Below are 23,745 nucleotides of genomic sequence, written 5' to 3'. Positions count from 1 at the left end.
GGGCGCAGCGGCTCGGGCCTGCGGAGAACCAGCGCGATCGCGTCGTTCTCCGCGCGTTCCGGCTCGCGCCGGCTCGTCGTGCACCCATACTGGCCGCCGTGCGGGTTGCGATGATGACAGCGGGCTCCCGGGGCGACGTCGCCCCGTTCACCGGCCTCAGCGCGGGCCTCGTCCGGGCCGGGCACGACGTGACCCTGGTGACGCACGACATGTTCGAGCCCCTGACGCGGGGCTCCGGCGTCCGCTTCCACCCGCTGCCCGTCGACCCGCGGGCGGAGCTGCACTCCGAGCGCGGCCAGGGCCTGCACCGCAGCGGCACCGGCGTGGGCAAGCTGCTGCGGGCCATGTCGATGGGCAGGGCCGTCGTGGGGCAGTTCACCGACAGCCTCATCGAGGTGGCCGAGGACAGCGACGTGCTGGTCCTGGCCGGTGTGGTGGCCCCGCTGGGCTGTTCCGTCGCCGAGGGCCTGAAGCTGCCGAGCGTCGGCGTCAATCTCCAGCCCATGCACGCCACGCGCGCGTTCGCGCCCCCGCTGGCCACCGTGCGCTCGCTCGGCCCGGTGGGCAACCGCCTGGCCGGGTACGCGGTCAGCGCCCTCATCGAGCAGATCTTCACCCGGGCCGCCCGGGAGGCGCGCGAGCGGCTGCGCCTGCCGCCGCTCGGCGTCGGGGCCGCGCGCCGCGCCCGCGAACGGCAGGGCTGGCCGGTCCTGTACGGCTTCAGCCCGCAGGTCGTGGCCCGCCCCGCCGACTGGCGCCCCGGCCTCGACGTGGTCGGCTACTGGTGGCCGCACGACGTCCAGGACCAACTGCCCGCAGAACTCGAGGACTTCCTCGCCGCCGGTCCCGCCCCGGTCTACGTCGGCCTGGGCAGCGCCACCGTCCCCGACCCGGCCCGCCTCTGCGGCCAGGTCGTGAGCGCCCTGCGCGCGGCGGGCCTGCGCGGCGTGATCCAGCGCGGCTGGGCGGGCCTGTCCGCCACCGGCGACGACATGCTCACCATCGACGACGTCCCGCACCGCCTGCTCTTCCCCCGCACCGCCGCCGTCGTGCACCACTGCGGCGCGGGCACGACCGCCGCGGGCCTGCGCGCGGGCGTCCCCGCCGTGCCCGTGCCCGTCCAGTTCGACGAGATGTTCTGGGCCGACCGCCTCACGGCCCTGGGCACGGCCCCGTACCCGCTGCCCCTGCGCAGGCTGACCACCCAGCGCCTCACCGACGCCCTGATCCGGGCGACGGGGGACCCCGGCCACCGGGAGCGCGCGCCTTGTGGCAGGCCGCCTGGCCGCCGAGGACGCCGTCGGTCCTGTACGGGACCTGCTCCAGCGCATCGAGAGCGGCGAGCACGGCGCCCGCGTCCCCTGAGCCGCGCTCCGGAAGATCGTCCGCTTGACCTCAAGCAAACTTGAGGTCATACGTTCTCCCCATGGCCGGCACGGAGTGCGGGCCTCGCACCACAGCAACGGGAGGGGACACACCATGTCGAACCAGCAGATCACTGACGCTCAGCTCGCCGGACAGCCCGCCGCATACGTGACCGGTCTCGCCTACGAGGCGCTCATCGCGTTCACCCGGGCCCGGCAGGAGGAGAAGGGCTACACCCAGCCCCAGTTCTGGCTGCTGCGCAACCTGTCGGAGAACGACCTCTCGCCCGACGGGCAGGGGATGACCGTGCCCCAGCTGCAGGACGCCATGGCCTCCTACATCCGGCCCGAGGACGATCTGGCGGCGGAGGCCGATGTGCTCCTGGAGCGCGGCTGGCTGACCCGGGACGCCGACGGCCGGCTGTGGCTCACCGAGGAGGGGGAGCGGACCCGCGTCGACCTCAAGCGCAACGCCCCCGCGATCCGCGCCGCCCTCCACCAGGGAATCGACGACGCCGACTACGTCACCACGGTGAAGGTGCTCCAGCAGCTGATCCGCAACGCGGGCGGGAAGACCGCCTGACGGGCCGGAGGGGCCGGGCCGCCCGGCCCGGCCCCTCCGGCCCGGTGCGTGCGCGGCAGGTCAGCCGACGTAGACCTGCGGCGTGCGGTCCCGCCACGGGACGGCCTGCTCCAGCTGGGCGGCGACCTGGAGCAGCAGGTCCTCGCGGCCGTGCGCGGCGACCAGCTGCACGCCGATGGGCAGGCCCTCGCGGCTCTGGCCGAGGGGCAGGCTGATCGCCGGGTTCCCCGACACGTTGAACGTGGCGGTGAAGGGCCCGTACGTGAACAGGCGGTTCAGCCACGAGCGCGCCGAGTGCCCGTCGTGGTCGTAGTTGAGGGTCCCGTGCGGCGCGGGCAGCCGGCCGAGCGTGGGCGTCAGGAGCAGGTCGTGCTCCTGGAAGAAGCGGCCGATCGACCGCGTCACCACGTTCTGCGCCTCGGTCGCGGACATCACGTCGAGCAGCGTGAACTCCTCGGTCTCGGAGAGCACGCGCCGCGACACCCCCTCCAGCGTCGCGGGGTCGGGCCTGCGGGGCGTGCCGCGCAGCACGGCGCCGCCGGTGGTGACGACCGTCAGCATCGCGGCCTCGATGACGGTGCTGCCGTCGACGTCCGGTGCGGCCTCGGTCACCGCGTGGCCGATCCACTCCAGGACCTGGCCCGCGGTGACCGCCGCCTCCGCGACCTGGGGGTCCACCGTGCCGCCGGTCCACGGCCGGGTGGTCAGGGCGATCCGCAGCCGCCCGGGGTCGGTGCGGATCGCCTCGGCGTACGGGCGGGCGGGCGGCGGCGCCTGGTACTTGTCGCCGACGGCGGGCGCGCAGACGGCGTCCAGGAGGTGGGCGGTGTCCCGCACGGTGCGCGTGACCGCGAACTCCACCAGCTGCCCGAAAGCGGTTTCACCGCTCATCGGCCCGCACGGCGTGCGCCCCAGGCCCGGCTTCAGGCCGACGAGGCCGCACGAGGAGGCCGGGACGCGGATGGAGCCGCCCGCGTCGTTCGCGTGCGCCAACGGCACCGCGCCCGCCGCGACCAGGGCGGCCGCGCCGCCGCTCGACCCGCCCACGCCGCGCTTCGGGTTCCAGGGGTTGCGGGTCGGGCCGTAGCGCACCGACTCGGTGGCGAAGCTCAGACCGAACTCCGGCGCGGTGCTCTGCCCGAGCGCCACCAGGCCCGCGGCCCGGAACCGGGCCATCAGGTCGTGGTCGACCAGGGCGTACGCGCCCTGGACGGCGCGGCTGCCGATGGTGAACGGCACGCCCTGCGCGAAGGGCCCGCTGTCCTTGATGACGAACGGCACCCCGCCGAAGGGGCCATCGGGCTCATGGGCCAGGGACGGGTCGAACGGCGGCTGCGTCAGCGCGTTGAGCTCCCCGTCGGCCTGCTCAAGGGCGCGCCGCGCACAGGCCTCGACCTCGGCCGCGCTCACCTCGCGCGTCCGGATCAGCTCACGCAGCCCCACCGCGTCGAAGGACGCGTACTCGTCGAGCTCCAGCGCTCCCAGCTCCTCGTTCTGTGTCCTGCGTGCTGCGTACGGTGTGCTGTCCGTTGCTCCCGCGTACCGGGAAGGGGTCAGCGGCCCGGCGCCGTGGCGCCGAGGTGGTCGGTGATCTCCCGCACGACCGACTCGGTGTGATCGCCGAGGAAGAAGTGACCGCCGGGGAAGACGCGCAGCCGGAACGGCGCCACGGTGTGCTGCGCCCAGGCCCTGGCCTCGGCGGCGTCGACCAGCGGGTCGCTGTCACCGGTCAGCGCGAGGACCGGGCAGTTCAGGGGCGGCCCCGGCCGGTAGCGGTAGGTCTCGATGGCGCGGTAGTCACCGCGCATGGCGGGCAGGACCATCGCCAGGACCGCCTCGTCGGCGAGCAGCTCCGCGTCGGTGCCGCTCAGCCGCCGCAGCTCCTCGACGAGCCCCTGGTCGTCGCGCAGGTGCACGTGCTCATCGCGCTGCCGCGACGGCGCCCGGCGCCCGGAGGCGAACAGGCCGTGCAGGATGACACCGCGTGCCTCCAGGCGCCTGGCGACCTCGAAGGCGACCGTGGCGCCCATGCTGTGCCCGAAGAACGTCAGCGGCCGGTCGGCCAAGCCTGCGAGCTCATCGGCGAGCCGGTCCGCGAGGGTGGAAATGTCCGTGATGCACGGTTCTTGGAGGCGGTCCTGCCGACCGGGGTACTGCACGGCCAGCACGTCCGCCGCTGGTGAGAGCGCGGCGGAGAACGGGAAGTAGTACGTCGCCGAGCCGCCCGCGTGCGGGAAGCAGACGACGCGGGCGCCCGTCTCCGGTGCCGGATGGAACCGCCGGACCCAGGCGCTGCCGGTCGCTGCCATCACGGTGCCTCTTCTCCGCGTCGTGCCAGTGGCGCAGGTCAGCCGGGGGGTGTCCGGTCCTGCTGGTGGTGCTCGGGCGCGAGTGGTGCGCGAGCGAGGGCTACCCTAAGCTCCGCGCGCCCCCGATGTGACACCGGAGGGGGTCCGGAGGCGCTGAGGTATATTTCGAGCCACTGCGGCGATCGGCTCGTGACTCCGTCCCCGCAGCTCGCACCCACTGGGTCCGCGGGCCACCATGAATTCCGGACAACCGGAACACGCGACTGCCGTCGAGGCATGGAAATTGGTGCTTGACGGTTGGCCCTTTCGTGACGCAGTGTTGCGGGACAGTCGTCAGTGAGTAGGCGAGTTAGACGGCTGCTCGACGGTGGGAAACGCCGGGCACGGGGGACGGGGCGTACGTACACATGGTTCAGCAGCGCACTGACGTCATTCGGCACGCCCGTCTCTCCGATATGCCTCGGCTTCTCGAACTCGAGGAGTTGTGCTGGGCGGAGCCGCTCCGCGTCTCCGAAGAAGTCATCCGCCGGCGCCTTTTCTCCTATCCCGTCGGTCAGTTCGTCGTCGAGTCCGACGGCGCGGTGCACGCCGTCATCTACTCCCAGCGCATCGGGAGTCCGGACGACGTGTTCTCCGCGACCTTCGACACGGCCGACCGTTTGCACCGCCCCGACGGGCCGGTCGCCCAGGTCCTCTCGCTGAACGTCGACCCGTCGAAGCAGAGCTTCCGTTTCGGCGACATGCTGCTGGAACACCTCCTGACGTGGGCCGATGGCGAGGCGTCCGTGCGGACCGCGGTCGGCGTGACCCGGTGCAGGGACTTCGGCAGGCACCCGGAGGCGGAGCTGGCCGCGTACATCCGCGCGACGAACGTACAGGGCCGCTGCCTGGACACCGTCCTGCGCATGCACCAGCTGCACGGCGCCGAGATCCGCGCGCTCGTCCCGGGATATCGGCCGGGCGATCTGGTCAACGAGGGAAACGGCGTCCTCGTCGTCTACGACCTGTCGGACCGTCAGGAGCGAGTGCGAATTCTCCATAGCGAAGGAGAGAAGTCCGCGGCGGCCTCCATTCCGCCCGGCGGACAACTGGCCGTAGAAATACGGGAGTTCTTCGACGCTATACTCGGCGGCGACTACGAGGGAATCGAACACCCTATAGAAAGCCCTCTCTTCGAGCTGGGATTCGACTCCGCGGGGCTTCTGGATCTTCAGGAAAAGATCGAATCCCGATACGGAATCGGACTCGCCTCCCTCTTCTTCTTCGAGCACAACACCGGCGCCTTGATCGTTTCCTATCTGGAAGATCTCAGGAGCGAGGAAACAAGCCATGCGCCGGACGCCCGGCCGACCGCCGTGGCCGCCGCGCCTGCCACTCCCGCTCCGCCTGCCGCTACCGCCGCCGCTCCGCCTGTCGCTCCCGCCTCGCCCGCTGCGGCCGCTCGGGCCGAGCGCTCCGACGACTCCCGTGACGTGGCGATCATCGGCACCGCGTGCCGTCTGCCCGGCGGCATCGAGGACCGCGCCGGACTGTGGGAGCTGCTCACGTCCGGCCGCAGCGCCGTCGGCACCCTGCCCGAGGGGCGCTGGCAGTGGCCCGACGGCACGGGGCCCGACACCCACCCCGGCATCGACCGCGGCGGATTCGTCACCGACGCCGGGGCCTTCGAGGCGGGCCTGTTCCGCGTCACCCCGTACGAGGCGCGGCACATGGACCCGCAGCAGCGCTGGACCCTCGAACTGGCCTGGTCCTGCCTGGAGGACGCCGGATACGCGCCGGGCGCCGTCGCGGGCACGCGGACGGGCGTCTTCGTCGGCGCCAGCGGCTCGGACTACCAGCGCGTCATGGACACCCGCGGCGTGCCCGTGCGCGCGCACAGCGGCCTGGCGACCTCCATGGCCGTCATCGCCAACCGCGTCTCGTACTTCTTCGACCTGCGCGGCCCGAGCGTCCAGCTCGACACCGCCTGCTCCAGCTCCCTCGTCGCCGTGCACACGGCCCTGCGCGCGCTGCGCGCGGGCGAGTGCGACACGGCCCTGGTCGGCGGCGTCAACGTGCTGTGCCACCCGGCCAACAGCATCGCCTACCACCAGGCGGGCATGCTGTCGCCCGACGGGCAGTGCAAGACCTTCGACGCCTCGGCCAACGGCTATGTGCGCTCCGAGGGCGGCGTCGCCCTGCTCCTCAAGCCGCTCGCCGCCGCGCTCGCCGACGGCGACCCGGTGCACGCCGTCATCAAGGGCAGCGCCACCAACCACGGCGGCCAGGCGGGCGGCCTGACCGTGCCCAGCGCCGCCCTCCAGGCGAGCCTCGTCGAAGCCGCCCTCGCCGACGCGGGCGTCAGCGCGCGCGACATCGGCTACGTGGAGGCCCACGGCACCGGCACCGCCCTCGGCGACCCCATCGAAGTCCAGGGGCTCACCAAGGCGTTCGCCGGAAGCGACGCGCCCTGCGCGCTCGGCTCGGTGAAGACGAACCTGGGCCACCTGGAAGCCGCCGCGGGCATCACCGGACTGCTCAAGACCGTCCTCGCCCTCCAGCACCGGCAGCTGCCCGCCTCGCTGCACTACGAGCGCCCCAACCCGCACATCGACCTGGACGCCTCGCCGTTCTCCGTCGTGACCCGCCTCTCGGACTGGGACCTCGACGGGCGCCCCGCCCGCCGCGCCGGGATCAGCAGCTTCGGCTCGGGCGGCAGCAACGCCCACGTCGTCGTCGAGGAGTTCCCGGCCGCCGCGGAGTCCCCGCGCGCCGGAGCCGCGCCGCACGCGGACGGCCGCGGCGGCGAAGGGCCCTCGATGGTCGTCCTGTCCGCCCGCAGCACCCCCCAACTGCTGCGCCAGGCCCGGCGCCTGCTCGACCACCTGCGGCAGGAGCGCCCGGCCGACGCCGACCTGAGGGACATCGCGTACACCACGCAGGTGGGCCGCGCGGAGCTGCCCGAGCGGCTCGGCCTGCCGGTGACGAGCGTCGCCTCCCTCACCGCGCTCCTCGACGACTTCGTGGCGGGCACCCCGTCGCCCGCCGTCCTGCGCGGCCGCGCCGAGCGGGACGCCGCACCGCAGGCCGCCCCCGGCGCCACGGCCGAGGACGTCCTGGCCGCGTGGGTGCGCGGCGCCGGTGTCGACTGGGAGGCGCACCACGCAGGCGGCGCCCGGCCGCGCCGCGTCCCCCTGCCCACGCACGCCTTCGACCGCGACCACTACTGGGTCGGCGACGAACCCGCCGCCGACCCGTCCCGAGACCGTGCGGACCAGGACCTGCCCGCCGCGCAGGCCGCACCCCGGCACCCCTTGCTCCAGCGCGCGACGCCGGACGCGGACGCCCTCGCCGCCTTCGATTCCACCCTCGCCGCGGAGGACTTCTTCCTGCGCGACCACCGGGTGGCGGGCGAGCCGGTGCTGCCCGCCGTCGCCTCCCTGGAGATGGCCCGCGAGGCCGCGAGCCGTACGCTGCCCGCCGCCGACGGCGCGGAAGTGCTCCGCCTGGAGAACGTGGTGTGGTCGCGGCCCGTCGTCGTACCGGACGGGACGCGGACGGTCCGCACGGTCCTGACGGAGAGCGCGAACGGCCCGGCCACCGGCCAGGGTCCGGCCACCGGGGACGCCCCGGCCTCAGGCGATGCGTCGGCCGCGGGGGACCGCCCGGTCGCCTTCGAGATCCGTGCCGCCGACGTCGTCCACGCGCGTGGAGTGGCCTCGCGCACGCGGACGGCCCCGCCCGAGCCCCTCGACCTCGACGCCCTGAAGTCCCGTACGGGCGCGGCGGTGCTCGACATCGACGACTTCTACGCCACGCTGCGCGCCACCGGGCTCGACTACGGCCCCGCGCACCGGGCGGTGCGCGAGATCCGCCTGGGCGACGGCGAACTCCTCGCCGCGCTCGCCGTGCCCGACGAGGTCGCGGCCACCCTCGACGACTACGTACTGCACCCCAGCGTGCTCGACGGCGCGCTCCAGGCGGCCTTCGCGCCGGACGTCCGGGCGGCGGAAGCGGGCGGCCTCGCGCTGCCCTTCGCCCTCGACCGCGTCGACGTCCACGGAGCGACGCCGAGCGCCGCGTACGCGTGGATCCGCGCGGTGCCGACCGCCTCGCGCCAGGTGCGGCGCTGGGACCTCGACCTCTGCGACGCCCAGGGAAGGATCTTCGCGCGGCTGCGCGGCTACTCCATGCGCAAGACCACGGAGGCCACCGGGGAGCCGGGGGCCACGCACGACGTGACACTGTTCCGCCCGGTATGGCGCGCGGCCGACGCCCCGGCGGACACCGGGGCGCCCGCGCACACGGCGAGGCTCGTGCTCGCCTGCGGCTTCGACGACCGGCTCGACGAACTGCGCGGCCTGGTCCCAGAAGTAACGTTCCTGGAGCCGCCCGAGCAGGCCGCCGCCACTCGGAAGGCCGCCCCGGTGGCGGACGCCGTCGCCGAGCACGCCGTCGAACTGCTCCGCGCGGTACGCGGGCTGCTCATCGGCAAGCCGACCGGATCCGTGCTCCTCCAGGTCCTCACCCACGCCGACGGCGAACAGGCGCTCCACCAGGCGCTTTCCGGGCTGCTGCGCACGGCCCGCCTGGAGCACCCCGCCCTCGTCGGCCAGGTCGTCGCGGTGCCCGCCGACGCCTCGGCGGCACACCTCGCCGAGATCCTGGAGGCGGAGAGCCGCCGCACGGACGACCAGCGCGTCAGCCACGGCGGCGGAACCCGCACGGTCCTCGCCTGGGAACCCCTGGACGAGAGCGCCGCGCCCGAGGCGGCGCCCGTGCCGTGGCGCGCCGGAGGCGTGTACCTCATCACCGGCGGAGCGGGCGGCCTCGGCCGGATCTTCGCCAGGGACATCGCTCGGCGCGCCCCCGGAGCCGCGCTGTGCCTGACCGGCAGGTCCCCGCTCGGCCCGGCGATCGAGGCGGAGCTGGCGGCGCTGCGCGCCGAGGGCGCGCACCCCGAGTACCACGTCCTCGACGTCACCGACGCGCGCGCCACCGAGCGCCTCGTCCGCAAGCTGACGCGACGTCACAAGGCCCTGCACGGTGTCCTGCACGCCGCCGGAGTCCTGCACGACGCCTTCCTCCAGCGCAAGCCCGTCGCGGAGTTCCGCCGCGTCCTCGCTCCCAAGCTGGCCGGCTGCCACGCCGTCGACGAGGCCACCAAGGGCCTCGACCTGGACTTCTTCGCGCTGTTCTCGTCCGTCATGGGCGCGACCGGCAACGTAGGCCAGGGTGACTACGCCGTGGCCAACGCCTTCCTCGACGAGTTCGCACGCCACCGCGCCACCCGCGTCGCCGCGGGCGAGCGCGGCGGGCGGACCCTGTCGGTCGCCTGGCCGCTGTGGCACGGCGGCGGCATGGGCGCCGACGAGGACACCCGCAAGGCCCTGCGGCTGCGCGGCGGCTTCCTGCCGATGGCCACGGACGCCGGGATCGACGCGTTCCACCGCGCCCTGGACAGCGCCGAGCCGCACGTCGTCGTCTGGGCCGGAGAGCGCGCGGCGGGCACGCGCGCGCTCCTGGACGCGGCACCCGCCCCGGAGACGGTCAGGGCCACTCCCGACGCCGGGCGGGCCACGAGCACCGGGCAGGCCACGGGCGCGCCCGACGAGCGGGCCCTGCGCGCCCGCACCCTGGAGTTCGTCAAGGCGGAGCTGTGCCGCCTCACCCAGCTGCCGCCCGGCGAGATCGACGACGCCGAGCCCCTGGGCTCGTACGGCATGGACTCGATCCTGGCGACCGAGCTGACGGCGGGCCTGGAGAAGACGTTCGGCTCGCTGCCGAAGACGCTGCTGTTCGAGTACCACACGCTCGCCGAGCTCGGCGGCTACTTCCTCGGCGGCCACCGGGCCGTCCTGGAGCAGATGTTCGCGGACGGCGGCGCCGAGCGGGCGGAGGCACACCCCGAAGCCGTGGCGCCCGAGCCGCCGCGTGCGGCGGTCACGACGGCCCTCCGCGAGGCTCCCGCAGTGGACGAGCGCGCCGCCGCCCCCACGGCGGAGGACTCCGCCCTGGACATCGCCGTCATCGGCCTGTCCGGCCGCTACCCCGAAGCGCGGGACGTCCGCGAGTTCTGGGACAACCTGCGCGCCGGACGCGACTGCGTCGTCGAGGTCCCCGAGGACCGCTGGGACTGGCGGGAGTACTACGAGCAGGACCGCACCGTGCCCGGCCGCCACTACAGCAAGTGGGGCGGCTTCATCGGCGAGGTGGACCGCTTCGACCCGCTGTTCTTCAACATCGCGCCGCACGAGGCCGACTACCTGGACCCGCAGGAGCGGCTGTTCCTGGAGCACGCCTGGACCGCGATGGAGGACGCCGGGTACACCCGGGAGCGGCTCGGGCGCGCCACCGGGGACGGCGCCGCCGGGCGGGTCGGTGTGTACGCGGGCGTGATGTGGGGCCAGTACCAGCTGCTGTTCCCGGACGCGGGCGCGGGCCGCGGCAACCCGCACGCCCTCGGCAGCAGCTACGCGAGCGTCGCCAACCGCGTCTCCTTCGTGCTGAACCTGCACGGCCCGAGCATGACCGTGGACACCATGTGCTCCAGCTCGCTCACCGCCGTGGAGCTGGCCTGCCGCGACCTGCGCAGCGGCCGCACCCGGCTCGCCTTCGCGGGCGGCGTGAACGTGACCGTGCACCCGAACAAGTACCTGGGCCTGAGCACCGGCCAGTTCATCTCGAGCCAGGGCCACTGCGAGAGCTTCGGCGTCGGCGGCGACGGCTACATACCCGGCGAGGGCGTCGGCGTCGTCCTGCTCAAGCCGCTGCGCGACGCCGAGCGCGACGGCGACCCCGTCTACGGCGTCATCAAGGGCAGCGGCGTGTCCCACGGCGGACGCACCAACGGCTACACGGTCCCCAACCCGCGTGCCCAACAGGCCGCGATCCAGGACGCGTTGAGCGAGTCCGGCGTCGACCCTCGGGTCATCAGCTACGTCGAGGCGCACGGCACGGGCACGAAGCTCGGCGACCCCATCGAGATCACCGGCCTGAGCCAGGCCTTCGCCGCCGCGTCCCCGGACGGCACGGGCACCGGCACCGGCTCCGGCTTGGGCGCCGACGCCCGGTGCTACCTCGGCTCGGCGAAGTCCAACATCGGACACTGCGAGAGCGCCGCGGGCATCGCCGGGCTCACCAAGGTCCTGCTGCAGCTCCAGCACGGCCAGATCGCCCCTTCGCTGCACTCCGCGACGCTCAACCCGCACATCGACTTCTCGCGCACGCCCTTCGTCGTCAACCAGGAACTGCGCGACTGGGAGCGCCCCGTCGTCGACGGACGGCCGCAGCCGCGGATCGCCGGAGTCTCCTCGTTCGGCGCGGGCGGCGCGAACGCGCACCTGATCGTGGCCGAGCACACCGACCGCCGCCCCGCCCCCGCAGGACACGGCCCGCAGCTGTTCCCGCTCTCGGCGAAGGACGACGCACGGCTGCGCGCCTACGCCGAGCGGCTGCTGGACTTCGCGCGGGACAAGGCCCTCGCGCAGGGCAAGGCCGAGGCCGCCGAGGTGACCCCCGCGGACCTCGCGTACACCCTCCAGACCGGGCGCGAGGCCATGGACGAGCGCCTCGGCGTCGTCGCCGACTCCTTCGCCGCGCTCGCCGAGAAGCTGGAGCGCCACCTGGCCGGTGACACCGCCGTCGACGGCGTCTGCCGCGGCAACGCCAAGCGGGGCCGCAAGGCCCTGGCCGTCGTCCCCGCCGAGGAACTCGCCGAGACCGTCGCAACCCTGGCGCGGCGCGGCAAGCTGCCCGAGCTCCTGGAGCTGTGGACGCGCGGCGCCGCCCCCGACTGGCAGTCCCTGCACGCCGACGCGGCCGCCGTGCCGCGCCGGATCAGCGCGCCCACGTACCCGTTCGCGCGCGAACGGCACTGGGTACCGGAGGCCGCCGCACCCGCTTCGCCTCCGCCCGCCGCGTCCGGTACGGCGTCCGGTACGGCGCTCTTCCTCACCAAGCAGTGGCGCCCCGCCCCCTCCGCCCCCGGGCTCTCCGGGCTCTCCGGTGTCCTCGTCCTGCACGACCGCGCCACCCGGCACCTCGCCGAGCGGATCGCAGGACTCGTCGACGGCACCACGCCGGTGGACGCGACGGACCCCGGCGCGGACGGCGTCGTCGACCGGTGTGCCGCGGCATGCTCCGCCCTGGTCGACCTGACCGGGATCGGCGACGACACCGCCCCGGCCGGGGGCATCGACCGGATCGCGGAGGACAGCGCCTCCGGCCGCGCGCTCGCGCTGCTGCGGCGCGTGCTCGACGCGAAGGCGTCGCGGGACGTCCTGCTGCTGTTCGTGACCCAGGGCCTGGAGACCACCCAGGGCCTGGAGACCGCCGACGCCGCCGCGTCCCGCCGCGTCCCGCTCGCGGGGGCCGCGCGTGCCGCGCTCTACCGGCTGCTCCAGAGCGAGTACCGCGGCCTCGCCTCCCGCCACGTCGACCTCGACCCCGCCGTGCGCGACGCCGCCGCGCTCGCGGCCGTCGTCCACGGGGAACTCCTCGACGACGGACGCGCGCCGGAGGTCTGCCACCGCGACGGCACCCGGCTCGCGCCCGTGCTCGCCGAACCCCCGGCGCCCACCGCGGCCCGGCGCACCCCGCCCGCCTTCGCCCCCGACGAGGTCCTGCTGGTGACCGGCGGCACCCGCGGCATCGGTCTGCTGTGCGCCCAGCACTTCGTCGCCCGGCACGGCGTACGACGCCTCGTCCTGACGGGCCGCGAGCCCCTGCCGCCGCGCCACCTGTGGTCGGACCCGGAGGCCTGCCCGCCCGCCGTGCGGGCGAAGACCGACGCCGTCGCCGCCCTGGAGGCGCAAGGCGTCGAGGTGCGGGTGCTCGCGCTGCCGCTGGACGACGCGGACGCGGTGGCGACGGCCGTCACCACCGTCGAGTCGACGCTCGGGCCGATCGCGGGCGTGCTGCACGCGGCGGGCCTCGTCGACACGAGTAACCCGGCGTTCGTCCGCAAGCCGGTGGCCGACATCGCCCGGGTCGTCTCGCCGAAGGTCGACGGCACCGTGCACCTGCTCGCGGCGCTCGACCCGCGCGCCCTGCGCTTCGCAATCCTCTTCTCGTCGGTCTCCGCGGCCCTGCCGAGCCTGGGCGCCGGGCAGAGCGACTACGCCATGGGCAACGCCTTCATGGACTACTTCGCCCAGGCGCGCGCCCACGAACTGCCCGTCACCAGCGTCCAGTGGCCGAGCTGGCGCGAGACCGGCTTCGGCGAGGTCACGAACAAGACCTACACCGACACGGGGCTGCTCAGCATCACCAACGCCGAAGGCCTCGCCTTCCTCGACGAGATCCTCACCGCGCCGCGCGGACCCGTGGTCATGCCGGTCCGGGTCGACGCCGCCCGCTTCGACGCGGCCGCCCTCCTGGACGCGCGCCCGGCCGCCCCGGCGCCCCAGGCCCGTACCGTCGAGGCCCGCCGGGACACCGCCGGGACCGCGCCCCTCAGGGCCCTGCTCACCGGCTTCCTCAGCGACACCTTCAGCGGCGAACTGGGCCTGAAGTCCGGCCAGTTGGACGAGGGGACCTCGTACGCCGACTACGGCGCCGACTCCATCCTGCTCGCGCAGGTCCTCCAGCGGATCCGCCAGCGCCTCGACGTGCCGCTCGACCCGTCGGTCCTCCTGGAGTACCCGACCCTGAGCGAGCTCGTGACCTGGCTGCTCGACACCTATCCCGCCGAGGTCGCCGCGCAGTTCGGCGCCGAGCAGGAGCAGGAGCAGGACCGCGGGGCGGCCGAGCCGGAGGCGCGGCCCGCGCCGACCGCCCGTACCGCGCCGCGCGTCACGGACGAGGCCCCGGACCGCGCGGGCGACCACCGGGTCGCCGTGGTCGGCATGGCCTGCCGCCTGCCCGGCGCGCCCGGGCTCGACGCGTACTGGGAGCTGCTGTCCCAGGGCCGCCGCGCCGTGCGCGAGGTGCCCGCCGACCGCTGGGGGCGGGCCACCGGCTTCCGCGCCGGGCTCGTCGACGACGTGTACGGCTTCGACGCCGGGCACTTCATGCTGCACGCCGAGGACGTCCGCGCCATGGACCCGCAGGCCCTGGTCCTCCTGGAGGAGAGCCTCAAGGCCGTGCACCACGCCGGTTACCGGGCGGCCGACCTGGAGGGCTCGCGCACCGGCGTGTACGTGGGCGCCCGCAGCGGGCAGCGGCCCGACGGCACGCTTGTGGACGGGGCCCGCAACCCCATCATGACCGTGGGCCAGAACTACCTGGCGGCCAACGTCTCCCAGTTCTTCGACTGGCACGGCCCCGCCATGGTCATGGACACCGCCTGCTCGTCCGCGCTCACGGCGATGAAGGTCGCCACCGACGCGCTGGCCGCGGGCTCCGTCGACCTGGCCCTGGTCGCGGGCGTCAGCCTGCTCGCCGACCCCGAGGCGCACGAGCTGTTCCGGCGCCGCGGACTGCTGCGCGAGGACGGCGCGTTCCACATCTTCGACCGCCGCGCGGGCGGCGTCGTCCTCGGCGAGGGCGCGGGCGTGGTGCTGCTCAAGCCGCTGGCCGCCGCCGAGCGCGACGGCGACACCGTGTACGCCGTCGTCGAAGGCCTCGCCGTCAACAACGACGGCCGCACGGCAGGACCCGCCACGCCCAACCTCACCGCCCAGAAGCAGGTGATGCGGGAGGCGCTGCGCCAGGCCGGCTGCCCCCCGCACCAGGTGGGCCACCTGGACGTCAACGGCTCCGGATCCGAACTCACGGACCTCCTGGAGCTGAAGGCCGTCCAGGAGGTGTACGGAGCGGACCGCACCGCGCCCCTGCACGTCGGGTCGATGAAGCCCAACATCGGGCACCCGCTGTGCGCCGAGGGCATCGCCGCCTTCATCAAGGTGGCGCTGATGGTGCACCACCAGCGGACCGTGCCGTTCCTCTCGGGCGAGCAGCCCATGGAGCACTACACGATCGACCCCGCCGTACTCCACCTGCCCCGGCACGCCGAGCCGGTGGACCTGGCGTACGCGGCGGTGAGCAGCTTCGCCGACGGCGGCACGAACGGGCACGTCGTCCTGGGCCGCCCCGATGCGCCCCGCCTCGGCAGGGAACAGCGGGGCCCCGTGCCGCTCCCGGAGCTCGACCGCCGCGACGTGCGCACCGACGCGCCCGTCCGCGCCGGCGAGCCCGAGGCCGCCACCGGGGCACGGGTGTGGACGCGGCGCGTCGACGCCCGCGACGCCGTCGTGGACGGACACCGCGTCTACGGACGGCGGCTGCTGCCCGGCCTCGCCTGGATCGACCTCCTGTACGGCTGCTGCGCCGACCTCGCACCGGACGCGTCCCCCGCCCGGCTCGCGCTGCGCGACCTGTCGATCTACCGGCCGCTCGCCGTGGACGAGGGCGCCGCCGTGGACCTCCGTATCGAGGCGCGCGCCACGGCCGCGGACACCTGGCACATCACTGTCACCGACGCGGCGCGCGGCGAGACCCCGGCACCGTACGTGACGGCCGACGTGCACCTCACGGACGGCGCCACCGCCTTCGACGCGGCAGTTCCTGCCGACGTCCTGCGCACCCGTGGCGAGGGGGCGCGCGACCTCGCCGAGATCTACCGGAGCTTCCGCTCGCAGGAGCTCGTGCACTCGGGCGAGATGAAGGCCGTCGGCTCGGTGCGCACCACGTCCGACGACATCTGGGTGAGCGTGGCCGTCGACGAGTCCGCCGTATCGAGTGGGGCGGTAGAGCGTTCGTTCCACCCGGCATTGATCGACGGCAGCGCGGTGGCGGCCAGCGCCGTCGCCCTGGGCGGCGAGCCGCGGCTCTTCCTGCCCTTGCACTACGCCTCGTTCAGGGCCGCCGCGCCGCTGGGCCGCGCCTGTCACACGCGCGTGCGGCGCAGCGGGATCACCCGTGGGGACGAACTCCTCACCTTCGGAATGGAGTTCTACGACGACCGCGGGCGCAAGCTGGGCGAGCTGACCGGGCTCACCACCAAGGCGGTGCGCGACGCCGGGCACATCGACCCCGCGCGGGCCACCGCGCCGAAGCCCGAGGCCGCGCCGGTGGAAAGGACCGCGCCCGTGGCCGCCGCCGCTCCGGCTGTCGACGCGATGCGGACGCTCGTACAGTCCGTCGTCGCCGGTCGCCTCGGCGTGCCCGAGGACCGGATCGACGCGGACGCGAGCTACTACGCGCTCGGCCTGGACTCCGCGACGCTGCTGCGGATCGCGGCGGAGCTGGGGGAGCGGCTCGGCACGAAACTCGCGCCGACGCTGCTGTTCGAGCACGCCTCGGTGACGGCGCTCGCCGGGCACCTGGCCCGCCACCACGAGCCTGCGGCACCGGCCGAGGCGTCTGGCGTACCCGCGCACGCCGAGGCGCCGCGCCCCGTCGCGGCCCCGGCCGCCACGGAAGCCGCCAGTGCCGTCGGTTCCGTCGGTTCCGTCGGTCAGGACATCGCGATCGTCGGCATCAGCGGCCGGTACCCGAAGGCGCGCGGCCTCGCCGAGTTCTGGGAGAACCTCAAGTCCGGGCGCGACTGCGTCGGCGAGGTGCCCGAGGAGCGCTGGCCGGGCGACACCTTCGACGGCGAGCGCACCCCGTCGGGGCGACCGGTGTCCCGCCTCGGCGGCTTCCTCGACGACCCCGACTGCTTCGACGCGGAGTTCTTCCAGATATCCGACGCCGAGGCGGCCCAACTCGACCCGCAGGAGCGGCTGTTCCTCGAAGTGTGCTGGGAGGCCGTCGAGGACGCCGGATACACGCCCGCGGGCCTCTCCGCGGCCGACGGCGGACGGCGCGGGGCCGTCGGCGTCTTCGCCGGGGTCATGCACCAGGACTACGTCCTGGTGCAGCACGACGCGGCGGACGGCGACCCGGCCGCCCCGCCCGCGCCCCTGGCGCTGAACGCCGCGGCCATCGCCAACCGCGTCTCGCACTTCTGCGACTTCCGCGGCCCGTCCCTCGCGGTCGACTCCGTGTGCGCCTCGTCGCTGAGCGCCGTGCACCTGGCGGTGGAGAGCCTGCGGCGCGGCGAGTGCGACGCCGCCCTCGCGGGCGGCGTGAACCTCTCGCTGCACCCCGCGAAGTACCGCACGTACGGCAGCCTCGACCTGCTGGCGGGCGAGACGCCGTCCCGCTCCTTCGGCGCCGGGGGCGACGGCTACGTGGCCGCGGAGGGCGTCGGAGCCGTGCTCCTGAAGCCCCTCGACCGCGCGCTGGCCGACGGCGACGCCGTGTACGCCGTCATCAAGGGCACCGCCGTCAACCACTCGGGCCGGACCCCCGGCATGCGGGTGCCGTCCGTCGCCGCGCAGGCGGAGCTCATCGAGACCTGCCTGGAGCGCGCCGGGGTCGACGCCGGGACGATCGGCTACCTCGAAGCCCACGGCACGGGCACGGAGATCGGCGACCTCATCGAAGTGCAGGGGCTGCGCCGGGCGTTCGAGAAGCGCACGGACGCCAAGGGCTTCTGCGCCCTCGGCTCGGTCAAGTCCGCCATCGGCCACGCCGAGGCGGCCGCCGGGATCAGCGGGCTCACCAAGGCCGTCCTCCAGCTCCACCACCGGACCCTGACGCCGCTGGTCGGCGGCGCCGGGACCAACCCGTACCTCGACCTCGCCGACTCGCCGTTCCGGCTCCAGACGGACCTCGCGGAGTGGACGGTGGACGCGGGCGGCCCCGGCACGCCGCGCCGCGCCGGAGTGAGCGCGTTCGGCGCCACGGGCACCAACGCCCACGTCGTCGTCGAGGAAGCACCCCCGGTGCGCGACCACGCCCTGAGCGGCGACGCGGCGGGCCCCGTGCTCGTACCGCTGTCGGCGACCGACGGCGACCGGCTGCGCGCCTACGCGGACAAGCTGCTGCGCTTCCTCGACACCAAGGAGGGCGCCGCGCTCGACCCGGCCGACCTGGCCCACACCCTCCAGACCGGGCGCGTCGCCCTGGCCGAGCGCGCGGTGATCCTCGCGCACGACTTGGACGAGGTCCGCGAGGGCCTGGAGGCCGTGGCCAACGGCACCGGGACCGACGGCACCGGGGTCCGGGTGTGGCGCGGGCGCGTGGCGGAGACGCCCGCGGAGGCACGGCTCCTCGACGAGGACGACGTACGCGCGGAACTCGTCGGCCGATGGGCGGCGCGCGGCAAGTGGGCCAAGGTCGCGGAGCTGTGGCTCGGCGGCTACGCCCTCGACTGGCCCGCCCCGCACGGCACGGCGGCCCCGCGCCGCGCGCACCTGCCCACGTACCCGTTCGCCAAGCGGCGTCACTGGATCACGGCACCGGCACCGGCACCGGGAACGGCCGCCACGGCACCCACCGCGCAGGCCCCCGCTGCCGAGAGCGGCACCGTCCACTGGCACTTCGTGCCCGACGGCGCGCAGCCGCCCGCGTCCGCCCACCGGGCCGACCTCCCGGCGGAGGAGAAGGCCCGCGGCTATCTGCGCCAGCTCGTCGCCGCCCGCGTGGGACGTCCCGCACGGGACATCGGCCCGCACGCGGGTCTGATCGACATCGGCCTGACGTCGCTCGGCGCCGTCGGCCTCAGCAAGGACCTGGCGGCGACGGTCGCGCCCGGCTTCGTGCCCAGCGCCCTGTTCGAGTACGGCACCGTCGCCGAACTCGCCGGGTACCTGACGGCCACGTGGCCCGCGGGCCCGGCCCGTCTTGTCGCCACGCGCCCGCAGGCCCCGGAGCCGGACCTGCCGTCCGCCCGGCCGGAGGAACGGCCCACCGCGCCCGACGTCCTGGACGTCCTCGAGTGCCTGCGCAGCGGCGCCCTGCACCTCGACGACGCCATCGCGCTCCTCGACGAAGAGAGTTACGAGAAGTGAAGCACGAGCTCAGCGCCCTCATCGCGGACTACAAGGCGGGCAAGGTCAGCGCCCGTGAGGTCGGCGACCTCCTGCGCGACCTGCGCGAGCAGGCGGGGGAGCCGCAGCCCGCCGGGGCGTTCGCGTACCCGCTCTCCGAGGGCCAGCGCGGACTGTGGGCGCTCCAGCGGGCGTACCCGGACATGGCCGCGTACAACGTGCCGCTGTGCTTCCGCGTCAGCGGCCTGGACGTGGCGGCGTTCCAGGACGCCTGCCGGGCGCTGCTCGTGCGCCACCCCGTGCTCACCACCGTGATCGGCCAGGACGCGGGCGAGCCGACGCAGTCCGTCGACCCCGCCCGCGCGCTCGACTTCGCGCGGATCGACCTGACGGGCACCGCCGACGAGGGCGAGGCGCTCGCCGCCGTGGAGCGCGCGGGCAAGCGGGTGTTCTCCCTGGGCGGGGCGGCCGGGCACGAGGGCGAAGGCCTGTTCCGCGTCCGCGTCTTCGACCGCCCGGCGGGCGAGTCGCTCGTCCTGGTCGTCGTCCACCACATCGTCTTCGACGGCACGTCGGCGACGCTCCTGATGAGCACGCTGTTCGAGGAGTACGAGGCGCGGGTGAGCGGCGTACCGGCGAAGGGCCGCGACCCCGAGGACACCGCGGGCTTCCACGACTTCGTCCGCGAGGAGCGGCGCACCCTGGCCGCGCGCGGCGCCGAGCGCCTTCCCTACTGGCGCAACCGGCTCGCCGCGCCCCTGCCCGTCCTCGACCTGCCCGCGGACCGGCCGCACACGGACCTCGCCGACCGCTTCGCCGGGAAGACGCTCGTGACCGAGGTGCCCGCGGAACTGGCCGCGCGCGTCGCCGAGTTCGCCACCGCGCGGCGGACCTTCGTGTCCACGGCCATGCTCACCGCCTACGCGGCGACCCTGGCGACGTACTCCGACGCCGGTGAAGTCGTCGTCGGCATGCCCGTGAACGAGCGCGAAGGCGACGCCCTCGCCCGGACCGTGGGCCTGATGATCAACATGGTGCCGGTCCGCGTCGCGCTCCCGCCCGACGAGCCCTTCGACCGGCTCGTCACGCGCGCCCAGCGGGACGTCGCCGACGACCTGCTGCACGGCCACCCCTTCCCGGCCCTCGTGCGGGACCTCGCGCAGGACACCCCGGCCGGGCGCTCCCCGGTGTTCCAGACGGCGTTCGTCTTCCAGGACGTCCTCGACGGCATCGCCGACGCCGACCGGCCCTACCGGCTGGTCGAGGAGCTGCACCAGGAAGGGGAGTACGAGCTCTCCGTCGAGGTGTGGCGCAGCGGCGCGGGCTACGCGCTGTACTGGAAGTACCAGCCGGAGCTCTACAGCCGCGCGTTCATCCAGGAGCTGGCGGCCCGCTTCGCCGACGTCCTGGCGGCGGTGTGCGACGAGCCGCACACGACCGTGGCCGCCCTGCGGCAGCGCGGCGCCGAGCGGTGCGTGCAGGACCTCGTCGAGGACACGGCGCGGCGCACCCCGGACGCGGTCGCCGTGGCCGGTCAGGAAGAGGTCCTGACGTACGAGGCGCTCAGCGCCCGCAGTGCCGCGCTCGCCTCCTGCCTGGTGGCGCGGGGCGTGCGCCGCGGCGACCTGGTGTCCGTGCTGCTCGACCGGTCGCCCGACCTCGTCGTGACCCTGCTCGGCATCCTCAAGGCGGGCGCGGCGTACGTCCCGCTCGACCCGGAGCTGCCCGCCGCCCGGCTCACGGACATCGTGACGGACAGCGGCACCCCGCTGATCGTGACCCAGACCCGGCACGAGGCCCGCGCCCGCGGCCTCGCCGAGGGCCGGGGGGCCGCCGCGCCCGCGCTGTTCGTGCTCGACGAGGAGCGGGACGCGCTCGCGGCCGCCCTCGCCCCGGGGCAGCCCGCCGCCGTGCCCGTGACCGCCGACGACCTGGCGTACGTCATCTACACGTCGGGCAGCACCGGCCGCCCCAAGGGCGTGATGATCCCGCACCGGGGCTTCACCAACCTGCTCGGCTCGCTGCGCCGCGAGCCCGGCATGGACGCGACGGACACCCTCTTCGCCGTCACCACCGTCAGCTTCGACATGGCGCAGGTCGAACTGCTGCTGCCGCTGGTGTGCGGGGCCCGCGTCTATGTCTGCGACAGCCCGGCCATCAAGGACGTGGACCGGCTCAAGGAGCGCATCGCCCGGGTGCGGCCCACGGTGATGCAGGCGACCCCGGCGACGTGGAGCATGCTGTTCCACTCGGGCTGGCGCAACCCCGAGGGCGTGCGGATCTTCTGCGGCGGCGAGGCGCTGCCCCGCACGCTCAAGGAGTTCTTCCGCGACACCGGCACCGAGGCCTGGAACCTGTACGGGCCGACCGAGACGACCGTGTACTCCACCGGCGGCCTCGTCCGCCACGACCGGCCGACCACCATCGGCAGGCCGGTCGCCCACACCCGGGTCCACATCCTCGACGAGCACCTGCGCCCGGTGCCCCACGGAGAGACCGGCGAACTGTGCATCGCGGGCAAGGGCCTGGCGAAGGGCTACGTCAACCGGCCCGACCTCACCGCGGAGAAGTTCGTCGACCACGACCTGGTGCCCGGCGGCAAGCTCTACCGCACCGGGGACCTGGCCCGCTGGACCGAGGACGGCGAGATCGACTACCTGGGCCGGAAGGACTTCCAGGTGAAGATCCGCGGCTACCGCATCGAACTGGGCGACATCGAGTACCACTTGGGCCGCCACCAGGACGTCGCCGAGTGCGTCGTCGTCGCGCGCGGCGAGGACGGCGCCAAGCAGCTCGTCGCCTACTACGTGCCGGGCGGCGCGGGCGCCCGCCCCGACGCCTTCAAGGAACACCTGCGCGCGCTGCTGCCCGCGTACATGGTTCCGGACTTCTACGTCCCGCTCGACGCCGTTCCGCTGACGGGCAGCGGCAAGGTGGACCGCACCGCCCTGATGGGGCGCGAGGTGTCCGCCGCCGCGCCCGCCCCGGCTGCCCGCCCCCAGCGGGCCGCGCGGCCCTCCCGTGACGTGGAGCGCGAGGTCCTCGCCTGCTGGCAGGAGGTCCTGAAGGTGCGGGACCTCACCCCGTCCGTCTCCTTCTTCGAGTCCGGCGGCAACTCGCTGTCGGCCGTGGTGCTCGCGGACCTGATCGGCCGCCGGCTCGGGGTGTCGTTCGCGGCGGCCGACCTGTTCAAGTACGCCACCCCGGCCGCTGTCGCCGCGTACGTGCGGGAGCAGGTGCCGGACCAGGCGGAGGCGGCCCAGGAGGCGCCGGAGCCCGTCGCGCCCGCTCCCACGCAGACGCAGACGCAGGCTCCGGAGCCGGAGCCGGAGCGCGTGTCCCTGCCCGACGACGCCGTCGCCGTCGTCGGCATCTCCTGCCGCTTCCCCGACGCCCGCGACCACTGGGAGTTCTGGGAGAACCTCAAGCGCGGCCACGCCTCCGCAGGGCGCTGGAGCGAGGCGGAGCTGCGCGCTGCGGGCGTGCCCGAACGCGTCCTGCGCGACCCGGACTTCGTGCCGCTGCGCTCGGGGCTCGACGGCAAGGACGAGTTCGACGGCGCGTTCTTCCGGCTCTCGCCCCAGCACGTCGAGCTGATGGACCCGCAGTTCCGCCAGGTCCTGCTGCACGCCTGGAAGGCCGTCGAGGACGCGGGCCGCGACCACCGGGAGATCCCCAACACCGGGGTGTACGTCTCCACCGGCAACCACCACTACGGCGCCCCGGACGACACCGCCGAGACGCCCGCCGCGGTCATCGAGGACCCGCGGCAGTACCTGTCGTGGGTGATGAGCCAGAGCGGCACCGTCGCCTCCATGGTCTCCTACCAGCTCGGCTTCGGCGGCCCGAGCATGTCCGTGCACTCCAACTGCTCGTCCTCGCTGAGCGCCCTCGCCCTCGCGGCCCGCGCCGTGCAGACCGGCGAGACGGACTTCGCCCTGGTGGCGGGGGCCTCCGCGAACAGCGTCGACGGGCTCGGCTACGTCCACAAGGCGGGCCTCAACCTCTCCGGCGACGGCCGCGTCAAGGCCTTCGACGCGGACGCCGACGGCATGGCGGGCGGCGAGGGCGTCGTGGCCCTGCTGATCCGCCGCGCTGCCGACGCCGTCGCCGACGGCGACCACATCTACGGACTGCTGCGCGGCATCGCCGTCAACAACGACGGCGGCGACGCCACCGGCTTCTACAGCCCCAGCGTCAACGGCCAGTCCCGGCTGATCCGGCAGGTCCTCGACCGCACCGGCGTCGACCCGCGCACCATCGGCTACGTCGAGGCGCACGGCACCGGCACGAAGCTCGGCGACCCCGTGGAGGTCGCCGCGCTCACCGAGGCGTACCGCGCGTTCACCGACGACACCGGCTACTGCGGCATCGGCTCGGTGAAGACCAACCTCGGCCACCTCGACACCGCGGCCGGACTCGCCGGTGCCGTCAAGGTGCTCCTGAGCCTCTACCACGGGCAGCTCCCGCCCACGCTCCACTACCGCGAGCCCAACCCCCAACTGCGCCTGGACACCTCGCCGTTCCACGTCGTGGACCGGCTGCGCGACTGGCCCGCGGACGGCGGGCCGCGCCGCGCGGCGCAGAGCTCCATCGGCCTGGGCGGCACCAACGCCCACGCCGTCTTCGAGGAGTACGTCCCCGCCGCCCCGGCACGCGCCGACGACGAGGGCGCCCCGCAGCTGGTGCCGCTGTCCGCCCGCACCCGCGACGACCTCGTGCGCGCGGCCGCCGAGCTGCGCCGGCAC

Annotated in this window: 6 protein-coding genes (1 of these 6 running past the window's edge); 4 read left to right on the top strand and 2 right to left on the bottom strand. The window is 74.5% G+C overall.

Annotated elements, in window-relative coordinates; all coding sequences use genetic code 11:
- Nucleotides 1-98: 98 nt before the first annotated feature.
- Together IG74_RS45425 and IG74_RS0102730 are read left to right on the top strand one after the other, a co-directional pair.
- Nucleotides 99-1,409 (top strand): glycosyltransferase, encoded by a 1,311-nt coding sequence (locus IG74_RS45425; RefSeq protein WP_324607484.1) that lies wholly within the window; start codon nt 99-101, stop codon nt 1,407-1,409.
- A gap of 70 nt (nt 1,410-1,479) precedes the next feature.
- Nucleotides 1,480-1,947 (top strand): MarR family winged helix-turn-helix transcriptional regulator, encoded by a 468-nt coding sequence (locus IG74_RS0102730; RefSeq protein WP_030668931.1) that lies wholly within the window; start codon nt 1,480-1,482, stop codon nt 1,945-1,947.
- A gap of 60 nt (nt 1,948-2,007) precedes the next feature.
- Here IG74_RS0102730 and IG74_RS0102725 read toward each other — a convergent pair whose 3' ends face one another.
- Together IG74_RS0102725 and IG74_RS0102720 are read right to left on the bottom strand one after the other, a co-directional pair.
- Nucleotides 2,008-3,390 carry an amidase gene (locus tag IG74_RS0102725; protein WP_078868529.1) on the bottom strand — a complete coding sequence of 461 codons (1,383 nt, stop codon included), beginning with the start codon at nt 3,388-3,390 and terminating at the stop codon, nt 2,008-2,010.
- A 110-nt stretch (nt 3,391-3,500) separates the two neighbouring features.
- On the bottom strand, nt 3,501-4,256 hold the full coding sequence (locus IG74_RS0102720) for a thioesterase II family protein (RefSeq protein WP_037824320.1): 756 nt from the start codon (nt 4,254-4,256) through the stop codon (nt 3,501-3,503).
- A gap of 455 nt (nt 4,257-4,711) precedes the next feature.
- On the opposite strand from IG74_RS0102720, the gene IG74_RS45420 reads away from it, so the two are divergent.
- Nucleotides 4,712-19,018, top strand: a complete 14,307-nt coding sequence (locus tag IG74_RS45420; protein ID WP_158857389.1) for an SDR family NAD(P)-dependent oxidoreductase — start codon at nt 4,712-4,714, stop codon at nt 19,016-19,018.
- Nucleotides 19,015-23,745, top strand: the 5' end (the start) of a protein-coding gene (locus tag IG74_RS50745; RefSeq protein WP_030668919.1) for a non-ribosomal peptide synthetase. Its footprint extends 17,403 nt past the window's final position; the window shows 4,731 of its 22,134 coding nt (coding positions 1-4,731); it begins with the start codon at nt 19,015-19,017; its stop codon lies beyond the right edge, outside the window. The genes IG74_RS45420 and IG74_RS50745 overlap by 4 nt, the downstream gene beginning before the upstream one ends.

It is taken from the genome of Streptomyces sp. NRRL B-1347 (genome assembly GCF_000720325.1).
GTDB lineage: Bacteria > Actinomycetota > Actinomycetes > Streptomycetales > Streptomycetaceae > Streptomyces.
This window is presented reverse-complemented; position numbering and strand designations above follow the sequence as displayed.

Bases quoted from the DNA above. Each gene is read 5' to 3' on its own strand.
- IG74_RS0102730 (WP_030668931.1), top strand. From the start codon at position 1,480: ATGTCGAACCAGCAGATCACTGACGCTCAGCTCGCCGGACAGCCCGCC.
- IG74_RS0102720 (WP_037824320.1), bottom strand. From the start codon at position 4,256: ATGGCAGCGACCGGCAGCGCCTGGGTCCGGCGGTTCCATCCGGCACCG.
- IG74_RS45420 (WP_158857389.1), top strand. From the start codon at position 4,712: ATGCCTCGGCTTCTCGAACTCGAGGAGTTGTGCTGGGCGGAGCCGCTC.